A 14,944-nucleotide genomic window follows, 5' to 3' on the forward strand; every position below is an offset into this window, starting at 1 on the left:
CGCGATGAGCCGCCCGGCGGGCACGGCCCCCCGGGCCATGGCGCGCGCGGCGGCGGCCAGCCGCTCCAATGCGTACATGCCGACAACGGCGCCGTACGCATTGGGGTACTGCAGCAATCCGCCGAGCCTGGCTCCGGCGGAGCTGATCGCGGGGTCAGCGGTTCGCATGACCCCATAAGGCAGCGGCAGCACTCCACACGCGGCAAGCAAGCCGCTTAGCACAAGCAGGCCGCCTGCCAATTGCCAACCGCAGGCAAACCATCGAGCTCCATGCATGCGCGAGGCCAGCATCGATGTTAGCAGTGCAAAAATCGCCAGCAGGCTCCAGCGCAGCATCTCGTCCAGGCTGCCCTGTAAACTTACAGAACCCGCCCATGCATGCAGACCAAACCAGATGGCCATACCCAGCGGCCAGATGAACCAGTAGATATGGTTGTGATCCATAGACTGAAACACCGACTTTGTTTTATCATCACTTTCCATCGGCTGTGCAATCCTCGCAGGTCCATTCCTTTTCTGCAGAATGAGCCATATAATCAACAGGATCCATATCATCCCGGATGCCACCAGAACTAGGGAATATACGTCCGCTGAGTAATACAGCCCCTTCTTCAGACAGGCGAGCAACAATAATATACATGACAATGCACCCAGTACGACGGTCAATAGGGATTCCACTTTCTCCGCCGTATCAGATGTGTTGAGACCCTGTAATCCCTCTACCCTCGCCCATGTGGCCGTTTTTTCCGATTCCATGCGCTCCACTCCTCTACCTCCTTTCGTCCATTTCTTTTACGAGCTGCTTCCAGCCCATCATCAGGAAAACAAAAAAAGGCAGAAGATCCCCGTTCATAGGGTCTTCTGCCTGATTTCAAATCTGGCATTTATATCATTTTGGAAGCAGGATGGAACAAACCGTTCATTACATGAATTAAATTAAAATCATTCACAAGGCCCTCGTACCAGTATATCCCGTGGATGATAATAACAGACGATTTTCATTGATCCCAAAAATCAAAAAAGGCATTGAGCCTTTCTCTTTTTACCATCTGGTATCCATATTATCCACCCATCAACTAATCCCGTAACCATTCACCTGAACCTCATCTCACCTAACAGTGGTCACAATGGGTCGTATCGTTAACCGCTTCTTTAATGGATTCGCCAGTGGAAGTGGCCTGGTTAGCGTCTGCCACCGTGTCCTGCACGGCTTCTATTGAATGGGTACCGCCCGGAAGCAAGTCCGCGCATGCCCGCTCCAAATAAGGATCTGCGTGAATGAAATCACGGAACGCGGTATATTCGTTCCACATGTCATCCGTTTGACCTGCCTGGCCGCGTACGGCACGGATCAAAATATTTTTCGGTGTATGTTCCATATCGATAAATTCCAGCAATTGCGTTTTGTATCCCATCAGATCGAGCAGTTTCGCCCGGATGGCATCCGTTGCCAATGCAGAGAAACGTTCCTTCAGAATACCATGCGACAATAACGGATTCATGACGGTAGACTCAATCTGGTCAAACAGCTCATGCTGGCAGCACGGCACAGACAGAATGACCGATGCACCCCAACGAACGGCTTTCTCCAGAGCTGCATCGGTAGCTGTATCACAGGCATGCAGCGTCACGACCATATCCACTTCGTTGAGTTCATCGTAGTCGGCAATGTCTCCGACAAGAAACTTCAGATCACCGTAATGAAGCTTGTTCGCCAGATCATTGCAATGTTCGATAACATCGGCCTTCAGATCGAGTCCAATAATCTGAAGTGATCTGCGCTGCTGTACGGACAGATAGTGATATAAAGCAAAGGTCAGATACGATTTTCCGCAGCCAAAATCAACAATGGTGAGTGGGCGCCCCTCCGGCAAATGGGGAATGACGTCCTGCACCATTTCGAGGAAACGGTTGATCTGCCTGAACTTGTCATACTTGCGTGCCAGCACACGGCCTTCTTCATTCATAATCCCCAGCTCAACCAGGAAGGAGACGGGAACTCCCTCTTCGAGCACATATTGTTTTTTGCGATTATGTGAGAGATCCACCGCAGTCTTGGAAGGGGATTTGGTCAGTATGGACACTTTATATTTTTTGCTGATCAATATTTGATAGTCTGCATCTGTTGTACAGAGCAGCCCTTGACGAAACGTCTCTTCGAACAGCAAAGTCATGCGTTCTGCCGCTTCAGCCGGAGTCAAATTCTCGTGCAGCACTTTGTTGTTATAATGAAATGCGAATTGATAGTGTAACTGATTCTTCAGCGTTACCGGCTTGACTTGCACTTTGGTATACGAGACATTGTCCCGTCTGCGCAGCTGGCTCCAGGTCGCTGTAATCAGCGAATTCTGTTCAAAGATGTCTTGTATAAGCTTTCGCAATGAATCCACGGGGGTACATCTCACTTTCGATTTGGTTTGGTCAACCGTTACCATACCACAATTCCGTTCCCTCTCCAAGTTAAGACGCGTAACAAGCCTTGATCCAATATGCTCCAACCTATAAGGATCGGTTCATCTCTTGGCGGCTCAGCTCAGCAAGCCCCTCTTCCACTTCCTCACGGGGCAGGCCACCTTCTTGCAGCTGATGGTCTTCAAGCTGTATTAATCTTTCGTAGAATGCCTGCACATCATCGCGATAATGAATGGGATGTTCATCGCCTACTTGCAGCAGTCTATACCAGCTGTTCTCTGCCTGATCGTAACGTCCTTGTTGCTCACGATACAGTGCAAGCTGTTTTTCCGTCCGTGCCGGCAATTCATATCCTTTAATTTGCTCCAATATCCCTTCGACTCGATCCGGGGCATCCAGCAGCTTCGGATTGGCTCCATTGTGGAGTGCGTACAGATAAAAGTGAAGTGCTCTCATCCATCGAATAAGTGCTTCATCCTCTGACTCCATTCTTTCCTGATCATCTATGCCCTCTACTTTCGCCTTTTCATGATAAATATAGGCCTCTTCCTCGATCAGTCTGGCGGCTTGTTGCAGATTGTCCACTTCTATGACACCACGAAAACGGAACATTTCAATGACATCCTCCGCAGGCAGTGAGTTCAGCAAAGATAAATTTAAGCCAAACTGTCTACGCAGCAGCTCGTCCAGTTCGGATAGAGCCTCCGTATGTTTGCGCTGTTGTTTGAGTGTAAATACTTTGCCGATCGCTTCGGTCATTTCCTCCATCATGCGGAGCAGATAATCTTTCCTGAACATCCTAAATGCCCCCTCATTGTTCGATCAGTGCACATCCCAGTCTCATTTTCATGATCCATTTTCATTATTTTAATTCATGCCATGACAAAAAGCCAAAACACGGCTTCATCCATGCTCTGGCCTGCGACCAATATAACATAACCCCTGCTGTTCATGAACGAACGATGCAGGGGTATAAGCAGGTGCACAATGATCCTAGCCGTAGGCTAAGTCATCTGACACCCTATTTATATTCCAAAAAAATCACTTTGATAATCCTGTCAGGAATTGATCAATGACCTGAATTAATTCTTCCGGGGCTTCATACATGCTCATATGGCCAGCTCCAGGAATCACAGCTTGGACAATATGCGGCTTGTCACTTGTAAATGTACGCTCGGGCGGAATGACGGCATCCTTCTCTCCGGCAACCAGCAAAACCGGCAGCGGTGTAGCAGACAGTACATCACGGCGATCCGGCCGTTCCCGCATAGCCAGTGCAGCCCCCGTCGCCCCTTGCGGCGCAGTCTGGTAACCGATCTCTTTCACACGAGTAACTTGTGCCGATAACGATTCCACATGTTCTGGTGCAAACAGCCCGGGAACCAATCCGTCTATAAAGTGGACAATCCCCTCTGTTTGAATGGTGGAGACGGCGCGCAGTCTCTTCTCCTTGCCTTCTTCACTGTCCGGATAGGCTGTGGAATGAATCAATCCGAAGGCGCTCAGTCGTTCCGGATGACGCTGTGCGATGGAGAGCGCAATATATCCACCCATGGAGTGTCCAAGCAGGACAGCCTTTTCCACCTTCAACTCGTCCATTAATTGCAATACGTCATTGCCCATCTGATCGATGGTATATGTACCTACAGGTGCATCCGTTTTGCCATGTCCACGCAGATCGGGTACGATGCAACGATAGCTGCGTGCAAGCTCAGGTACAACTTCATCCCAGTAGGACGAACTGCCGCAGTATCCGTGGAGCAAAATGAGTGCTTCTCCCTTACCCTGCTCGGCATAACAAATCGTCGTTCCGTCACACATCACTTTTTCCATATAAATCCCTCTCTCTGCGCGAATTAGATTAATTCATGTTCTATATTATTAAGCCTGCTTATCATTAATGAAACGTTTATCTTTATTCCAATGCTTCGACAACAGCCTCAGCAATCGTTCGAGACATGCCCATAACGAAGTGAAGGGAAGTCATCTGTAAAATAGAATAAGGTCGGGGGCCATTAGCATTAACTACGGCCGCCACGCTATAATGCCCCACAGGCGGCAGCTTGCCGCCAACCGATTTCGCCGGAACAAGTGCATGATCCGCGAGATAATAAGTCCCTGTTGCCTGTTTCGGACCCAGACAGGCATCTATGGCGATGATGGCATGATGAGACGGGATCAGTGCCAGCCTTTTCTCCAGCGAATCTGCATCGCAAGGTGAAGCCAGCGTCCCGACGACGTGTTTCACTCCGTGCTCCTGAAGCAAACTTCCCGTCAGAGGACCCAGAGCATCCCCTGTCGAACGGTCCGTGCCGATACATACGAACGTGATTTCATGCGGTGAATGAAGTTGATAAATCCGTTTGAAAAATAATACCAAGTCCTCACCTTGCACACTTCTACCGGTTTCTCTGCTCTGGTGTCGAATCATTTCCCTCTTGTACAATGCCAACCTGTCTTCTCCCTTCGCACATGAACTCCCTACCAAGATCTATTGGTTGTACTCCCCATTTTACCCGAAGCTCCGATTCTCCGCAAAAGCATTAGCCTCGGCTTGTCCAACCATGATACAATAACTACAGTTTCCGATACGGAAGGGATGGACATAACGATGGATTTAACACAAGCAAGCGCAGCCAATATGGAATATATGATTGAAGCGATCAAAACCAAATTGCGGATGGCCAGTGGAGCTGCCATGCAGGCTTCTGCTTTCCCGCTCGACAAGTATGAAGATCTGTTTGATCTGTATGAGATGGTCTTGGGCAAGGAACATTTGAGTATCTCTGAGGTCGAAGCTGTTGCCTCTGAACTGGGCAAACTCCGCAAGTCCTAGAGCGACATTGCTCATGGATCTTTATGCAACCTTTACCAAGGGCATACTAGAGCAACCTTCACAAAAGGACCTGTTCCCACATTACAGTGGAAACAGGTCCCTTTGTGTTGTTATTTTCAAGACTGCACTTACAGCACAGACCGCTTCATGCTTGAGGCATACATATTACATCAGTTTGGTTATCCCTTACTATTAAGGCAAATCCACGAGTACAAATTCAGCAGGCTCGCTACCTGTAGCTGTAATTTGCAGATCACAGCTTTTGCGAATTCGTGCAGCATCCCCCGGCTTGAGATTGAAGCTGCCATCCGAACATACAATCCCGATATGACCACTGATCAGAAAGAGATGTGTACGCCTATCTTCATGTTGAGGGTACATTAATTTTTTCCCGGATTCCAGTTGGGATAAGTAGCACGTTACATCTTGTGAAATAGGTAGCGCTCCTTCTGATGCTTCTCCTCCTTGTCCTGAAACAATCGGACAAAGACGATTCAGATGGTCCTTACCTTCCACACGACGATGGGTATACGAGGGCTTCAACATGCGCTGGGAGGGCAGAAACCACATCTGTAGGAATCGTACAGGTTCTTCCTCGGACGGGTTAGTCTCGGAATGCTCCACCCCGGTCCCTGCACTCATAACCTGAACCGTTCCCGGTTCCAGCAATTGCTCCGTTCCCATGCTGTCTGTATGTTTCAGCGTACCTGATATTACATAACTAACAATCTCCAAGTCATGATGTGGATGTCGCTTAAAGCCTTCCTGCGGCATCAGTGTGTTGTCATTATGAGCCAGAAGACAACCAAAATGGGCATTGCTTGGATCATCATAATCCGCAAAGGAAAAGCTGAATTCGCTGTGTATCCAACCTCGATCCGACGTGTGCCTTTCTTCCGATGTCACTACTTTAATCATGTTCATCCACCTCCAAGGGTTTAGAGCTGCGGCACTATCGCAGCAGTTCTTGCGTGTATATTTAGAATTCTATAGATCAATACCAGTTGGTATGTCATCTTTACCCGTGGTCCGGGAATTCTAATCACGCTCCTTGCTTATGGTTATACGCTTTCTTCAGGTGAGTGAAGCTTGAATTCGCTCTCTGCCCGCCCCACGACTTTACCCGCGTCGTTCCGGATGTCAGGTGGGTATATTTCTGCCAATCGTTCGATGGTTTTCCGATTGTTATATCCGATCTGCTCCAGGATGGACTTGGCAATCCAGGCCCATTCTTCTTCCGACCCGTCAAGCACTTTGAATGTAATGCCAAGACGTTCCTTTTTCAGGGCAAAACCAAATACACCCTTGAACCCGCCCTTGGCAACAATGTTGCTGTCTTCAAGCAGCACCGAATCCACACGATCAGTGCCTCCTACCATTAGAGGATGTTCGTTCATGGCAGCCGTAATGGTCTTTACCGCAGCACGTGTAGACGAATCTTCGATCAGATCCGGACAGGCAAGCTTCAGATATGCATTGGACAATGCCGATAACGGCAACGAAAATACCGGAAAGCCGCAGCCATCCGTCCCAAGTTTAATTTCGTTCTGTTCAATCCCTGCCATATAGGCCATGGTCTCCAGAATTTCACGCTGCACTGGATGCTCTGGCTCTGCATAACTTCCCAAATCGGCCTGCTTCATCTGAGTGTATGCAAGAATGCCCAGATGTTTACCGGAGCAGTTGTGCAGGATACGACGCTTCTCTCCTTGATCACGAAGCCATTGGTTCCGGCTTTCTTCATTCAGGGGATAACTCGGAGCACAGACCAGGCACTCTTCTCCCAATCCTATTTTGCTTTCCAACTGCTCCAACACTTGAATATGCAGCGGTTCCGATCGGTGCGAGGAAGACATGATGGCAATCTCCTGAGCAGTCAAGCCATAATGCCCGGCGATACCGGCCCGTATGCCCGGAATAGCCTGAAAAGGTTTGGCAGATGAACGGGTAAACGCTCTAAAATGAGGATCGCCGGCTGAATATACAACCTTGCCGTTCTCATCTGTAATGCTTATGTGTCCGTAATGGGCGCATTCCATAACGTCCGCACGGTATTCTTTAATTAACAGGGTACTCTCCATGCGAGTTCTCTCCTTTGTTCTTCCGAATTCATCTCTGCTTTGCGTCATGACGCCGCATGGGATATCTTAAATAGTATAGTACAAAAACGACGTTTTTACAGTTTTTTCGACAGGCCATCCGGGTAATCCTTTATCAAACTTTACCACCTAATCCCATACTGAAGGAGATACTCATCTATGCTGCACAAATCGTATTCATCCTTAGCCGGGCTATATCGCAAAGATCCGATACGCCACCTGCTCATTTGGGCCGGTGCAGGAATTATAACCAGCGCTTCAGTTGTATTTATATTGGCTGCGCTTGGAGCGATACTGGGCACCGATATAATCATTTCATTGGATAACCAGATCCAGCAATTGTTCTATCTGAACTCGGAGACACGTCTCCATCTGTTTCCTTTCATTTCATTCATAACTGCGCTTGGCTCATTTAACATTTCAGCCATGGCAGCACTAGGCTTCTGCATCCTCTTCCTGTCGCAAAGACGTTCCCGCTTCCTCGTATATGGATATGCGTTATTAAGCAGTTTTGCCATGATGTGGATCGTCAACACCATATTGAAGGAAATATTCAGGAGGGGCAGACCTGAGCTGGAACATCTGTTGGTCGTTCACGGATATAGTTTTCCCAGTGGGCATGCGATGATTTCGATGGGTTTTTACGGAATGCTCTTTGTCATCTGGGCGCTTGAGCGGCGCCAGCGGGCAGTCGGAATGGCTTTGCCTGTCTTCTGCGGAATGTTGTTCATACTCCTAATCGGTATCAGTCGCATCATGCTGGGGGTACATTATCCAACCGATGTCTTTACTGGATTTGCCGCTGGTCTGGCCTGGATCTTCTGCATGATTAAAGGGATGAAACGTGCTTTCTGAAGAATGACTTCCTCCTATTTCCAGTTCATTCATCCTCACTTTGGTTGTTTCACCTCGAAGCACCGCGTTTATATACGAAGTAAGCAAACGCGAACAGACAACATCCTACATCAAGCATAAAGGAGGCGGTTGTTATGTGGGGTATCATTATCAGTATTGTGATGGCAGTCATTATCGGTGTAATCGGTGATGCACTCGCTGGTCACAACATGCCCGGAGGCATTATCGGTGCAATGATTGCCGGATTTGTTGGAGCCTGGCTGGGAGCACTCGTGCTTGGCAACTGGGGGCCGGTTATTGGTAACTTTGCCGTGATCCCTGCCATTACTGGAACAGCACTCTTTGTCTTTTTGCTGGGGCTTGTGTCCAGACTGTTCAGACAGGCTGCCTGATCGGTCAACGAGGTGTTCGTTGTTTCGTTATCCGTTTCTTAAATTTGAAGAAGGAGTGATTTGACATGAATAAAGCAGAAGAACAATATCCTGTACAAAGCGGTTCAACTTTCGCCAAAGGAATTTTCATTGGGGGTTTGCTCGGAGCAGCTGCAGCGTTACTCTTCGCCCCTAAACCAGGACGCGAATTGCGTGGTGACCTTTCCGAGAAAGTCGGAATTGTTACAGATCGTACGAAGGAAGTTGCAGCAGTGGTAAGCGATAAAGCTACCGAACTGGCTAAAACGGTCTCTTCCAAAACTTCGGATATTGCGAAAACGGTAAATCAAGGCCGCAATGACGTGATGGAATCCGTGCGAAAAGCTTCGACTGATGTGGCAAATGAAGCTTCCAAAGCATCCGACGAAGTGGCTGCTGCTTCCGTAGAAGCGAAGGAAGATGCACGTAAAGAATTGAACTCGACCAGCTTGTAAGGCAGGTTATCGAGTGACCAATAGCCAGCTGGAATACAGCTGGCTATTTTTTATCCACAGCGATTGGAGGAGGAAGATCATGAGTAAAGTCACAATGAACGGCAATACCCCCATCACTGGAGGAAAACCCGTACAACAGTATGATACAAGCGACCACCCTTTTGAATTACGCCATGAGGTGAAAAAGCTAAATACCCGGCTGGATCAAATTGCAGATAGTCTGGAAAAATCTCAAATCAAGGATATTATCGAAAACTACAGCAGTCCCAAAAAACGCATCATTACCAACTTCACAGCGGGTATGGCACGTGGTTTAGGTTTGACGGTAGGAACCTTCGTTGTTCTTGGTCTGCTCGCTTTCATTCTCAGTCAGTTCGTGAACATGCCGATTGTGGGACAATATATTGCTGACTTACTGGGATACATTGAAGATTATAAAAAATAAAAGGCTCGGGGCGAGGTTGGCAAAGTTATCGCCTTCGTTTGCCATTGGCACTCTTCCCTGTTTCTTTCGCCGACGGCTGGGAGGACTTCACTTTGAGCAGATCCCCTGTCCAGCCTTTCATCATCATCCACACATACATACCGATCATGCTAATGATTATGAGTGCAAGTACGAGTACAACACCCCATGTTTTATCGATCCAAGGCAGATTCTCAAAGTTCATTCCCCATATGGCTCCCGCAGCCGTTGCGGGCGTGAATACCGAGGTTACCAGAGTCAGTGTCTTCATGATCTCATTCCCCCGCACTCCTGAAATGGCATTATCAATGGAGATCAGTGTATCAATCTCTTTCTCATAATGTTTGAATAACCGCTCCATTCGTTCAATCCGGTGCTTGAGCTGCAGGAAAAAACGGCTCTCTTTCACTTCATCCAGGTAAGCTTCCTTGGTAGCTGCCATTAATTCGGAATAAGGAATGAACAGATTGCTCCAATACAGCAGCTCAAATCGGGCCGCAAGAATCTGATCCATCAGTGTGCGAGCATTGCGGAATTCCATCTTCCGTTCCAAATCACGCAGATTCATCTCAAAATGATCCATGCCGACATGGTAATAATGCAATATGGCGCGAAACAGCACAAACATGCCATCCCGAGCCTCTCTGCATTGTTGTAGCATGGCCGCACGTTCACCTGTATTCATAATACCTCTTGTATTATCATCTAAGTTCAGGGTAACCAGTCTGTTTTGATCCACGTAGAAAAACATCTGGTTATCTTTGCGTTGATCGTCTCTATCATTCTTGACAGCATATAATAATGATCCGAATATTACGGGCTCCGTGCCATTCATAAAGCGGACGGACAGGTAATTGGACTCTACCTCCGGTATTTTGCGAAGCCAGTATTGCATTTCTGGAAATAAGCTCGTAAGTTCTTCCAAGGCATCGGTCATACTTTCCTGATCAGGTGCCACCCAATCCCACCATTCCCACTGGTCTGAATAAGTGAACTTGTCCCGACGCGCCTCCAGCTTGACTTTATCCACAATCACAACATCACTCCTGCATTCATTCTGTTCATTAGTATCTCGTTAATCTCAAAAAAGGACACGTATGCATTCCATTGGAATCACGTGTCCTTTTATGCCGTACTCAATATCGTCACCGATCTACATCTCATAATAAAGAAGCATTCGACATGATCTGTTTTAATTTTTCAGTGGCTCTCTTTTGAATCCGGGATACACTCATCTGGGATACACCCAGTTTCTGAGCAATTGCCCGCTGTGACTGGCCATCCTGAAATGCCAAAATAAGCACCTTTTGTTCCTGTTCCTTCAACTGTCCCAATGCCTGCTGCAAGTCCATCCGCTTCTCCACCGAATCGAAGTCATTCACATCTGCACTGATCAGTTCACCCAATGTGGCTGCACTCTCATCTTGTGATAATGGAGAATCCAATGACACATAGTGATAGCATTCCCGACCAGCCAAGACTTCAATGGTTTCCTCGGGAGTCAAATCAAGGTATTCAGCAATCTCGTTCACACCTGGTGAACGCTCCAGCTTCACTGTTAATTCGTCAATGGCATGCTGAACGAGCGCTCCCTTTTCCTTAATTCTTCGGGGAACCTGAATATACCAGGACTTGTCCCTCAAATAGTTCTTCATATGACCGATCATGCTTTTCATGGCATAAGGTTCAAACGGAATACCGAGATTGATGTCGTACTGCTTCAGCAGTCGAATCAGAGCCATCTGCCCGGTCTGATACAAATCCTCATACAGATCGGGTCGATTTCGCGCAATTTTACCTGCTGCCATCTTCACCATCGGTTCATATTTGCGGATAAGAACTGTTGCAATTTCGTTATCCTGGGTCTGCTGGTATTCCCAGATCAAACCTATCGCTTCAGACATGGACTCTGGGGGAGTCACTTTTTCATTCATACTTTCTCCTCACTTCTTGCAAGACGTTTTACGAGTACCACTTTCGTACCTTTGCCCGTCTCACTTTCCACACTGACATCATCCATCAAAGCCTGCATCAGGTAGAAACCAAGGCCACCGATTTGGGCATCTGACAGTTCTTTGTCATGAAGACCAGCACGTGATACTGCCGGATTAATGTTCTCGAAGCTTGCACCTTCATCCTTGACGGTAATCGCCAGCGTATCGCTATCCACTTCGAACACAACCTCAACCATGCCGCCTTCGTGTGAGTAAGCATAAAGTACAGAGTTATTACAGGCCTCGGATACAGCAACTTTCATATCCTCAATGTCCTCATAAGAAAATCCCATTTTGGACGCAACACCATATAGATTGAGTCTTACAATATCAACGTAATCAGCTGTCGCCGGTAAATTAAGGGTGACTCTTTGAACTTCTGCATTCATTCCTTTTTCGATCCTTTCCTATTGGGAATTCTTCTGTGAGACAAAGAATTTGGCAATACCCGTCATATCAAAAAGTTTCTGAATTTGCGCAGGAACTTCCTGTACTTCAAAGCGAGCTTCCATTCCATGCCGTGCTTTCAGAACAGATAACAGGATACCAATCCCTGTACTATCAATGTACTTTAAATCGTTCATGTTAATGACCAAATCTTGTTCCTTGTTGTCCACGAGTGGCTCCATAACCAATCGGAACTCAGGAGCAACGGACAAATCCAGTTCGCCAGTCAGATACACGGTGCATACACCGTCATGTGTTTCTGTTCTTGCATTGAATTTTTCATTTTTATTTGTATTCATTAGACATCTCTCTCCTGATCAATGGTTTCTTTACCTAATAACCCATCTACAGCACGTATGAAACAAAAATCGAATTAGCAATTATTTCAATTCGCATGATTCATGGCCGACGAATTGGATTTGAACAATTGCTTCTGTTCCTGGAATCGGGATAATTTTTGTTTTACATGTCCCATTTTCACCGGTTTACTAATGTAATCATCCATACCTACAGCTAAACATCGTTGCTGAATGCCATCCATGACATTGGCGGTCATTGCAACAATGACAGGTTGTTGCCCTTTAGGAAGGCTTTCACGAATTCTGCGGGTACATTCCAATCCATCCATCAACGGCATTTGCAAATCCATAAATACATAATCATATTTTGGATTGGCCATAACCATGTCCAGCGCCTTCCTGCCATCTTCAGCGATGTCTGCGATCAGCCCAAGCTTGCCAAGCATGATGGACATTAGTTTTTGATTGATAGGATGATCATCCACGATGAGCACGCTTGGATGCATTTCAACATTTTTCGTTTCGGTAAGTTGATCTTCCCCCATGCTTGTTGTAAACTCCGTCTCGACATATCGCTTCGCCTGAATGGTAAATACAAACGTTGCACCACGCAGCTCACTCGTATCCAGATAAATCTGTCCACCCATCATTTCAACAAGTGTTTTGCATATGGCAAGACCCAGACCAGTTCCACCATATTTGCGCGTCATGGATGTGTCCAGTTGGGAAAACGGCTGGAACAATCGATCGACTTTATCTGCCGCTATGCCTATTCCTGTATCTTTTACTGCAAACTCCAGCGTCATCCGCCCGTCCTTTTCCTCATTAACGGATACAATCAGATATACACCGCCATGGTCCGTGAATTTAATGGCATTGGCTATGAGATTCATCAAGACCTGGCGAAGCCTTGCCATATCTCCATAGATTAATTCGGGTACCGAATCTTCCATGAAATATTCCAGCTCAATATTCTTTTTACTGGCTTCTACCGCGAAAAGTCTCAATACTTCACGAATACAGGAAACCAGTTCGAATGGATGCTCTTCCAGCTCCATTTTGCCGGATTCCATCTTGGTGAAATCAAGAATATCATTGATCACTGTGACAAGTGCATCCGCACTGCGACGAACAATATCCGCATACTCCTTCTGATCTTCCTTTAGATCCGTTTCCATCAAAAGATCGACCATACCAATAACGCCGTTCATTGGTGTGCGAATCTCATGACTCATCATGGCGAGGAACTCGGTCTTCGCGTTTGCAGCGATTTCCGCTTCCTCTTTGGCCTGAATGAGCTGCTGATTCATCTTTTCCAGTTCCTGCGTCTTCTGGTGAAGCAGCATGGTTTGTGTTTTCAAACGTTTATTCGTGATAAACATTTCTACAAAGCCCTCGATTTTGGATTTCAAAATCTGAGGGATAAACGGTTTGACCATGTAATCAATGGCCCCGGCAGAGTATCCTGCAAATAAGTGCTCTGCCTCCCTGCTATTTGCAGAGATAAATATAATCGGAACGTCTTTGGACTTATCACGCGCCTTGATTAACTTTGCTGTCTCAATTCCGTCCATCCCAGGCATCTGCACATCCAGCACAATGACCGCAAATTCGTCTTTCAGCAAGCAACGAAGTGCCTCTTCTCCTGAGGTTGCCTTGACGAGGTTATACTGTTCCGATTCCAGAACCGCCTCGAGAGCGAGAAGGTTCTCGGGGCGGTCATCTACCAATAATATATGGATTGGTTCATTGAGCCCCATGACTAAGCCTAACCCCCTATTTAATCTTCCGGTATATTTTTTCCGTCCGGTCTAACGGCTCGTAGGCATCACTGAATTCCGTAAAGTGTATTGATTCTTTGGACCCCAGAACAAGGATGCCGAAATGGCTCAAACTTTCATGAAAAAGCCCGTGCACATGGTTCCGCAGTTCATCATTGAAATAAATCATGACATTACGGCAAAAAATCACATTAAACTCGTTAAATGACCGGTCTGTCGCCAGATTATGCTCAGCAAAAATAATATTTTTACGTAAATACGGATGAAATATAACGGAATTATATTTCGCTGTGTAATATTCCGAGAACGCTCGAGTGCCCCCGGCTTCCAAGTAATTTGTAGTATACAGTTTCATTTTCTCAATGCCATATACGCCTTCCTTAGCCTGTTGCAATGAGCGATCATTCATATCTGTCGCGTATATTCTTGCCTTGTCATACAATCCTTCCTCATGCAGCATAATCGCCATGGAATAGACTTCTTCCCCTGTAGAACATCCTGCATGCCATATCCGGATATAAGGGTATGTTCTTAGTACAGGAATGATCTGTTCCCGGAAGAAACGAAACAAGGTTGGATCACGAAACATTTCGGTTACAGGAATTGACAGGTTCTGAACAAAACGATCAAAAGCAGAGCGGTCATGCAGCACTCTCTCTTGTAAACCGGATATGGTTTTGACACCTTCGGCATGCGCGTAATGCCAGATTCTTCGTCTTAGCGACGGTAATGCGTAGTTCCTGAAATCATATCCATATAAACGGTGCATACCTTCCAACAGCAACTCGATCTCGATCAATTCACGCTCTTCGTCTTGCGGCATGCGGATCGATTCTGCCTCCGCCTCGGTAGGTTCCCACGGTGTCATATTTTCTCTCCACTTCTTCATTTGT

The 14,944-nt window shown here is 46.9% G+C and carries 17 protein-coding genes and 1 pseudogene; 5 read left to right on the plus strand and 13 right to left on the minus strand.

Annotated elements, in window-relative coordinates:
• From PPA03S_RS20665 to yyaC, 5 genes and pseudogenes are all read right to left on the minus strand, one after another.
• Positions 1 to 765: pseudogene (locus PPA03S_RS20665) on the minus strand (hypothetical protein); the annotation flags it as partial.
• A gap of 347 nt (positions 766 to 1,112) precedes the next feature.
• Positions 1,113 to 2,390: a class I SAM-dependent methyltransferase gene (locus tag PPA03S_RS20670; RefSeq protein ID WP_082704264.1), complete on the minus strand. Its 1,278-nt coding sequence runs from the start codon at positions 2,388 to 2,390 to the stop codon at positions 1,113 to 1,115.
• A gap of 109 nt (positions 2,391 to 2,499) precedes the next feature.
• Positions 2,500 to 3,210: a DUF6483 family protein gene (locus tag PPA03S_RS20675; RefSeq protein WP_062325815.1), complete on the minus strand. Its 711-nt coding sequence runs from the start codon at positions 3,208 to 3,210 to the stop codon at positions 2,500 to 2,502.
• A gap of 243 nt (positions 3,211 to 3,453) precedes the next feature.
• Positions 3,454 to 4,245 carry an alpha/beta fold hydrolase gene (locus PPA03S_RS20680; RefSeq protein WP_062325817.1) on the minus strand — a complete coding sequence of 264 codons (792 nt, stop codon included), beginning with the start codon at positions 4,243 to 4,245 and terminating at the stop codon, positions 3,454 to 3,456.
• An 82-nt stretch (positions 4,246 to 4,327) separates the two neighbouring features.
• The gene (yyaC, locus tag PPA03S_RS20685) at positions 4,328 to 4,843 is read right to left on the minus strand and encodes a spore protease YyaC (protein ID WP_062326012.1); all 516 of its coding nucleotides are present in this window, start codon (positions 4,841 to 4,843) and stop codon (positions 4,328 to 4,330) included.
• A 180-nt stretch (positions 4,844 to 5,023) separates the two neighbouring features.
• Here yyaC and PPA03S_RS20690 point away from each other — a divergent pair, with 180 nt between their 5' ends.
• The gene (locus PPA03S_RS20690; protein ID WP_062325819.1) at positions 5,024 to 5,248 is read left to right on the plus strand and encodes a DUF1128 domain-containing protein; all 225 of its coding nucleotides are present in this window, start codon (positions 5,024 to 5,026) and stop codon (positions 5,246 to 5,248) included.
• A 192-nt stretch (positions 5,249 to 5,440) separates the two neighbouring features.
• On the opposite strand, the gene PPA03S_RS20695 is transcribed toward PPA03S_RS20690, so the two are convergent.
• On the minus strand, positions 5,441 to 6,166 hold the full coding sequence (locus PPA03S_RS20695; RefSeq protein ID WP_062325821.1) for a pirin family protein: 726 nt from the start codon (positions 6,164 to 6,166) through the stop codon (positions 5,441 to 5,443).
• A gap of 143 nt (positions 6,167 to 6,309) precedes the next feature.
• A complete protein-coding gene (locus PPA03S_RS20700) occupies positions 6,310 to 7,329 on the minus strand; it encodes an asparaginase (protein WP_062325823.1) in 1,020 nt (339 codons plus the stop codon).
• 177 nt (positions 7,330 to 7,506) lie between these two features.
• Between PPA03S_RS20700 and PPA03S_RS20705 the strand changes: the two genes are divergently transcribed.
• From PPA03S_RS20705 to PPA03S_RS20720, 4 genes are all read left to right on the plus strand, one after another.
• Positions 7,507 to 8,202: a phosphatase PAP2 family protein gene (locus tag PPA03S_RS20705; RefSeq protein ID WP_062325825.1), complete on the plus strand. Its 696-nt coding sequence runs from the start codon at positions 7,507 to 7,509 to the stop codon at positions 8,200 to 8,202.
• 134 nt (positions 8,203 to 8,336) lie between these two features.
• Positions 8,337 to 8,594, plus strand: coding sequence for a GlsB/YeaQ/YmgE family stress response membrane protein (locus PPA03S_RS20710; protein WP_062325827.1), 258 nt, complete (start codon positions 8,337 to 8,339; stop codon positions 8,592 to 8,594).
• Positions 8,595 to 8,659: 65 nt separating this feature from the next.
• On the plus strand, positions 8,660 to 9,067 hold the full coding sequence (locus PPA03S_RS20715; protein ID WP_062325829.1) for a YtxH domain-containing protein: 408 nt from the start codon (positions 8,660 to 8,662) through the stop codon (positions 9,065 to 9,067).
• A 79-nt stretch (positions 9,068 to 9,146) separates the two neighbouring features.
• Positions 9,147 to 9,512, plus strand: coding sequence for a DUF5665 domain-containing protein (locus tag PPA03S_RS20720; protein WP_082704247.1), 366 nt, complete (start codon positions 9,147 to 9,149; stop codon positions 9,510 to 9,512).
• Between the two features lie 25 nt (positions 9,513 to 9,537).
• Here the strand turns inward: PPA03S_RS20720 and PPA03S_RS20725 are convergent, their stop codons facing one another.
• The 6 genes from PPA03S_RS20725 to PPA03S_RS20750 form a co-directional block, all read right to left on the minus strand.
• On the minus strand, positions 9,538 to 10,566 hold the full coding sequence (locus PPA03S_RS20725; RefSeq protein ID WP_082704248.1) for a magnesium transporter CorA family protein: 1,029 nt from the start codon (positions 10,564 to 10,566) through the stop codon (positions 9,538 to 9,540).
• Between the two features lie 124 nt (positions 10,567 to 10,690).
• Positions 10,691 to 11,464 carry a sigma-70 family RNA polymerase sigma factor gene (locus tag PPA03S_RS20730; protein ID WP_062325832.1) on the minus strand — a complete coding sequence of 258 codons (774 nt, stop codon included), beginning with the start codon at positions 11,462 to 11,464 and terminating at the stop codon, positions 10,691 to 10,693.
• On the minus strand, positions 11,461 to 11,913 hold the full coding sequence (gene rsbW / locus PPA03S_RS20735) for an anti-sigma B factor RsbW (RefSeq protein ID WP_062325833.1): 453 nt from the start codon (positions 11,911 to 11,913) through the stop codon (positions 11,461 to 11,463). Before rsbW ends, PPA03S_RS20730 begins: the two co-directional genes overlap by 4 nt.
• Positions 11,914 to 11,931: 18 nt before the next feature.
• Positions 11,932 to 12,270: an STAS domain-containing protein gene (locus PPA03S_RS20740; protein WP_062325835.1), complete on the minus strand. Its 339-nt coding sequence runs from the start codon at positions 12,268 to 12,270 to the stop codon at positions 11,932 to 11,934.
• Positions 12,271 to 12,356: 86 nt separating this feature from the next.
• Positions 12,357 to 14,030: a hybrid sensor histidine kinase/response regulator gene (locus tag PPA03S_RS20745; protein ID WP_062325837.1), complete on the minus strand. Its 1,674-nt coding sequence runs from the start codon at positions 14,028 to 14,030 to the stop codon at positions 12,357 to 12,359.
• 16 nt (positions 14,031 to 14,046) lie between these two features.
• Positions 14,047 to 14,919 (minus strand): CheR family methyltransferase, encoded by an 873-nt coding sequence (locus tag PPA03S_RS20750; protein ID WP_062325839.1) that lies wholly within the window; start codon positions 14,917 to 14,919, stop codon positions 14,047 to 14,049.
• Positions 14,920 to 14,944: the final 25 nt, after the last annotated feature.

This window comes from Paenibacillus pabuli NBRC 13638 (assembly GCF_001514495.1).
Taxonomy (GTDB): Bacteria; Bacillota; Bacilli; order Paenibacillales; family Paenibacillaceae; genus Paenibacillus; species Paenibacillus pabuli.

What these genes read in the sequence shown, in the direction of transcription:
- PPA03S_RS20750 (WP_062325839.1), bottom strand. Translation starts at nt 14,919, where the DNA reads ATGACACCGTGGGAACCTACCGAGGCGGAGGCAGAATCGATCCGCATG.
- PPA03S_RS20715 (WP_062325829.1), top strand. Translation starts at nt 8,660, where the DNA reads ATGAATAAAGCAGAAGAACAATATCCTGTACAAAGCGGTTCAACTTTC.
- yyaC (WP_062326012.1), bottom strand. Translation starts at nt 4,843, where the DNA reads ATGATTCGACACCAGAGCAGAGAAACCGGTAGAAGTGTGCAAGGTGAG.
- PPA03S_RS20675 (WP_062325815.1), bottom strand. Translation starts at nt 3,210, where the DNA reads ATGTTCAGGAAAGATTATCTGCTCCGCATGATGGAGGAAATGACCGAA.
- PPA03S_RS20680 (WP_062325817.1), bottom strand. Translation starts at nt 4,245, where the DNA reads ATGGAAAAAGTGATGTGTGACGGAACGACGATTTGTTATGCCGAGCAG.
- PPA03S_RS20700 (WP_062325823.1), bottom strand. Translation starts at nt 7,329, where the DNA reads ATGGAGAGTACCCTGTTAATTAAAGAATACCGTGCGGACGTTATGGAA.
- PPA03S_RS20690 (WP_062325819.1), top strand. Translation starts at nt 5,024, where the DNA reads ATGGATTTAACACAAGCAAGCGCAGCCAATATGGAATATATGATTGAA.
- PPA03S_RS20720 (WP_082704247.1), top strand. Translation starts at nt 9,147, where the DNA reads ATGAGTAAAGTCACAATGAACGGCAATACCCCCATCACTGGAGGAAAA.
- PPA03S_RS20740 (WP_062325835.1), bottom strand. Translation starts at nt 12,270, where the DNA reads ATGAATACAAATAAAAATGAAAAATTCAATGCAAGAACAGAAACACAT.
- PPA03S_RS20710 (WP_062325827.1), top strand. Translation starts at nt 8,337, where the DNA reads ATGTGGGGTATCATTATCAGTATTGTGATGGCAGTCATTATCGGTGTA.
- PPA03S_RS20745 (WP_062325837.1), bottom strand. Translation starts at nt 14,030, where the DNA reads ATGGGGCTCAATGAACCAATCCATATATTATTGGTAGATGACCGCCCC.
- PPA03S_RS20730 (WP_062325832.1), bottom strand. Translation starts at nt 11,464, where the DNA reads ATGAATGAAAAAGTGACTCCCCCAGAGTCCATGTCTGAAGCGATAGGT.
- PPA03S_RS20705 (WP_062325825.1), top strand. Translation starts at nt 7,507, where the DNA reads ATGCTGCACAAATCGTATTCATCCTTAGCCGGGCTATATCGCAAAGAT.
- PPA03S_RS20695 (WP_062325821.1), bottom strand. Translation starts at nt 6,166, where the DNA reads ATGATTAAAGTAGTGACATCGGAAGAAAGGCACACGTCGGATCGAGGT.
- rsbW (WP_062325833.1), bottom strand. Translation starts at nt 11,913, where the DNA reads ATGAATGCAGAAGTTCAAAGAGTCACCCTTAATTTACCGGCGACAGCT.